1 protein-coding gene is annotated in these 1,428 nt (G+C 53.0%); it reads right to left on the reverse strand.

Features of this window, described 5'->3' with window-relative positions:
- Nucleotides 1–135: 135 nt before the first annotated feature.
- A complete protein-coding gene (locus H4Q31_RS18045) occupies nucleotides 136–1,356 on the reverse strand; it encodes an IS256 family transposase (RefSeq protein ID WP_185180464.1) in 1,221 nt (406 codons plus the stop codon).
- Nucleotides 1,357–1,428: the final 72 nt, after the last annotated feature.

Raw genomic sequence — 1,428 nt, forward strand, 5'->3', positions numbered from 1 at the left:
ATAAGTATAACCACAAAGAGGACAAACAAATTCAACTGATACTGTGGAACCACCTGATACCTTCGATTGCGGGTCTGTCAATAATTTTGTGTAAACTCTTTTATAGAGAATCTCCCTCATAGGGGAGATTGACCCTCACGGCAGATGCTGGCCGATACGCTCGGGGAAGAAGACCGAGAACTGCAGTAGCATTTGGCCCCAATTTTGGACTCGTCCTGTCCATTTGCGCGTAACGTCCATCGTGACCAGATACAACATCTTCAGCAACGCCTCATCTGTCGGGAAGATGCTTTTGCCTTTGGTCACCTTGCGGAGCTGGCGATGGTAGCTTTCGATCATGTTCGTTGTGTAGATCAGCTTTCGGATCTCCGGCGGGTACTTGAAGAACGTTGCCAGCTCGTCCCAGTTGGTACGCCATGAGCGGACGATGAGCGGATACTTGGAGCCCCACGCCTCTTCGAAGCGATCCAGCTCCACAAGCGCCATCTCTTCCGTCGAGGCCTTGTAGATGGGCTTCAGGTCCGCCGTCACTTTCTTGAGGTCCTTGTAGGACACATAGCGCGTCGAGTTGCGGATTTGGTGGATGATGCACTTCTGAATCTCAGTCTTCGGGTAGCAGGCGGTGATCGCTTGGGAGAAGCCGGTCAGGTTGTCGACACAGGTGATGAGGATATCCTGAACGCCACGGTTCTTGAGGTCGTTCAACACGCTCAGCCAGAACTTCGCCGACTCGTTTTCGCCGATCCACATGCCCAGCACGTCTTTGTTGCCATCCAGATCGATACCGATGACCATGTAGGCAGCCTTGTTCACGATGGCGCCGTCCTGCTTCACCTTGAAGTGGATGGCGTCCAGGAAAACAACAGCGTACACGGCTTGCAGCGGGCGATTCTGCCACTCCTTGATCAGCGGCACGATCTTGTTCGTCACGTTCGAGATCATCGTCGGCGAGACGTCGATGCCGTACAGCTGATTCAAATGATCCTGGATCTCACGGGTGCTGACACCCTTGGCGTAGAGCGCGATGATCTGATCCTCGATGCCGGTTACGTTTGACTGATGCTTCCGGACAACGAGCGGTTCGAACTCGCCTTGCCGATCCCGTGGGACCGCAATCTCTTGCTCGCCGTACTCGCTCGTGATCGTCTTTTTGCTTTTCCCGTTGCGGCTGTTGCTCGTCTGCTTGTTCTGCACATCGTGCTTCCCGTAGCCCAGATGCGTGTCCATCTCGGCCTCAAGCATTTCCTGCAACGTTTCAGCAAACAAGTCTTTCAAAGCGTTCTGTGCGTCCTGAGCGGTGACCAGGCCGTTCTCCTTGATAAACGCTCGAAGCTGCTCTTTCGACAACAATCCCATGTGTGCTCCCAACCTTTCTGCTACTTCCATTTTAGTAGGTTTGAGAGTTTACACAATCTATTTTACAGACTC

This window comes from Cohnella lubricantis (genome assembly GCF_014212015.1).
GTDB lineage: Bacteria > Bacillota > Bacilli > Paenibacillales > Paenibacillaceae > Cohnella > Cohnella lubricantis.

Bases quoted from the DNA above. Each gene is read 5' to 3' on its own strand.
- H4Q31_RS18045 (WP_185180464.1), bottom strand. From the start codon at position 1,356: ATGGGATTGTTGTCGAAAGAGCAGCTTCGAGCGTTTATCAAGGAGAAC.